Below are 2,849 nucleotides of genomic sequence, written 5' to 3'. Positions count from 1 at the left end.
GCGGGAACGCTCGCGACGATGGCCTATTGCTTCCACTGCCCCGAGATGAGCGTCGCGTTCTGGGCCGTCTGGTACCTGCTCGGCATGACGCTTGCCACGCTGATCGGCGCATTGCTCGGGCCGCGTTTCTTGCGCTGGTAAGTCATGCTGAGTGTATAAATTATCACGCTGGCGTAACCCGGTCACTCCTCGAAACGAATAGAAATCATGCGCTAGCGCGTGTCGTTTCTTATCAGCGGAGTGGTCATGAAAACCAGCGAGTTCGTATCGATGCTTGCAACAGGCATCGTCCCGACGCATCCGCATGTCATCGCGCGACGCTTTGCAACGGCGCTGTTCTTCGGATTGACTGGCGCTACCTGCATGGTGGTCGCCATCTACGGCGTGCGCGGTGACATGCCGCAAATGCTGACTACTCCCCTCTTCTGGTTGAAGGTTGCGTTCCCGCTCGCGGTCGTAGGCGCGTCGCTTTTCGTCGCGATGCGGCTATCACGCCCAGGCGCCGACACGGCAATAGCCTGGGCCACGCTGGCTATTCCACTCGTGCTGATCTGGCTGACGGCGCTGGTTGTGATTATTGCCGCTCCGCCCTCGTTGCGGCTTCAGCTCGTTCTTGGGAAGACCTGGCAGGTATGTACGATGAACATTGTGATCTTGTCAGCGCCTACGTTTATCGCCGTGTTCTGGGCGATGAAAGGGTTGGCGCCGACTCGGCCGGTTATCGCGGGCACGGCAGCCGGCCTGCTAAGCGGAGCGCAAGCGGTGCTCGTTTATACGCTCTATTGCGTCGAAATGACCGTGCCGTTTTGGGGCGTGTGGTATGTGCTGGGCATGGCGGTGCCGACGGTGTTAGGTGGGTTGCTTGGGCCAAGGGCGCTGCGGTGGTGAGGCGAGAAGCGAAGCCGTCACTTCACCGGCTACGCGTCCCCGTATCCAGCCGATCAACCCGCACCGGCGGCACGAACCACGCGAGACAAAGCCCCGCGATCGCTGCCGCAGCCGCCAGTCCGAGTCCCACGTGTATCGATTCGATCAACGCACCGCGTGCCGACTGCATCATCGCGTCGCCGGCATGACCCGCCATGATCAGACGACCGATAAGCGCCGCCTGTTCCGCGCGATCGATCAGCAACTCGGGGCTCGCGAATGACTTGAACCACTGCGTCGCCTGATACGTATCCAGCGATCGATGCACGCCGCTCGTATAGAGGCGGCCGAGCAACGCGCCCGTCATTGCCGTGCCCAGCATGCCGCCAAACATCCGCAGCGATTGAAGCAGCGCAGTGGCCGCGCCGAGATGATCGCGAGCAACGAGTTGCTGCGAAAAAAGCGTGAGATTCGACGCGACAAGGCCGAGCCCGACCCCGCTGAATCCCATGCAGGCCATCCACACGAGATGAGGCACAGTCCCCGTGATCGCGACAAGACAAAGCGCGGCGCAAGCGAACAGCGCGAAGCCGATATACATCACGCCGTTCGCTTGCTTGATGCGCGTGACGATCCGGTTGTTCACCACGCTGCCCACGGTCGTACCCAGCAGCAGCGGCGTAATCAGCATGCCGGAGTCATGCGGCGACATCGCAAACCCGCCTTGAAACAGCAAGGGCACGTAGAAGACCAGCGAGAAAAGCGAGAAACCGCCGAGTACGGACATGGCGAACAAGGCGGCCAACTTTCGGTCCAGCAGCATGTCGACGGGAACGATCGGGTAAGCCATGCGCTTTTCCCAGAACAGCAGCACTGTTGCGCCGGCCAACGTAAGGAAAGCCAACACGCAAGTCACGAGCGTGATGCCGTCAGTGGGAACCCATTCGATCAACAGTTGCAGCCCGCCAAATGTTGACGCCAGTACCAGCGCCCCGACCCAATCCAGTTTCACCGGGACGGCTGAACGCGGCCGCCGGAGATGCGGCAGGAAAGCACGCACGAACAACAACGAGACGATGCCCACCGGCAGGTTGACGAAAAATACGAGCCGCCATCCGCCGTATTGGGTCAGCACGCCGCCTAGCGTCGGGCCAACGATATTCGCCAATGCAAATGCTGAACTGACAAACACCAGCCAGCGCAGGCGAAGCTTCGGGTCGGGGAAAAGATCGGCGACAGTGGCGAACATCGTGCCCACCAGGATGCCGCCGCCAATCCCTTGCAAGCCGCGTGCGATCACGAGGAACAGCATGTTGGCCGCCATGCCGCACATGACCGACGCAATGGTGAAAAGAATAATCGCGGCCAATAAGAACGGCTTGCGGCCAAACAAGTCGCCTAGCCGCCCAAAGATCGGGATTGTGATGACCGATGTCAGCATGTATGACGTAGCCACCCATGCATATAGATCGAACCCCTTGAGATCGGCGACGATACGCGGCAACGCTGTCCCCACAATCGTCTGATCAAGGGCGACCAGCATCGCTACAAACGACACGCCAAGCATCGCCAATACCGACTCGCGAAACGGCAGCAACTGCCCGGCTTCAATAGGTGGTGCGATGTCCGGGGTCATGGCGTTCTCCTGATGCTTTCGGGTGGTTCATGCTTCGTTGCGCGGTCCAAGCCGAGTCAGCGTCGCTCAGGCGGCGTGCGTGCGCAACTTAAGTCATGACGCGCGGAACGACTGGTGGCAAAGGTAATGTTAGTAGTTCGGTTGATCCTGCGATGCGGTTACACGTGCCCGCGTGCGACCCCGGGCGCATCTTTCGCGCGCTGGCTCGTTCCCGGAACTGCTTATTGCCGCAGTGTTATATACGTTGAATACGAGTATGCAGATGCGTCAGGGCAATTTCACGCTGGCTGTAACCGGTTTTCATGGATCACCGAAATAACTATCAGGCTTCGCGACTTCTTGATCG

Annotated in this window: 3 protein-coding genes; 2 read left to right on the top strand and 1 reads right to left on the bottom strand. The window is 60.0% G+C overall.

The window, feature by feature from the left end:
- Together JWR14_RS30800 and JWR14_RS30795 are read left to right on the top strand one after the other, a co-directional pair.
- A partial coding sequence (locus JWR14_RS30800) for an NrsF family protein (RefSeq protein WP_299716969.1) occupies positions 1 to 141 on the top strand: 141 nt, incomplete at its 5' end.
- 105 nt (positions 142 to 246) lie between these two features.
- Entirely contained in the window at positions 247 to 888 is a 642-nt protein-coding gene (locus JWR14_RS30795; protein ID WP_299716967.1) for a DUF1109 domain-containing protein, read from the top strand.
- 22 nt (positions 889 to 910) lie between these two features.
- Here JWR14_RS30795 and JWR14_RS30790 read toward each other — a convergent pair whose 3' ends face one another.
- The gene (locus tag JWR14_RS30790; protein ID WP_299716965.1) at positions 911 to 2,503 is read right to left on the bottom strand and encodes an MFS transporter; all 1,593 of its coding nucleotides are present in this window, start codon (positions 2,501 to 2,503) and stop codon (positions 911 to 913) included.
- Positions 2,504 to 2,849: the final 346 nt, after the last annotated feature.

The organism is Caballeronia sp., assembly GCF_028292365.1.
In the GTDB taxonomy this organism is placed as follows: domain Bacteria; phylum Pseudomonadota; class Gammaproteobacteria; order Burkholderiales; family Burkholderiaceae; genus Caballeronia.
The sequence above is the reverse complement of the archived record's forward strand: the minus strand, read 5'-3'. Positions and strand labels throughout refer to the sequence as shown.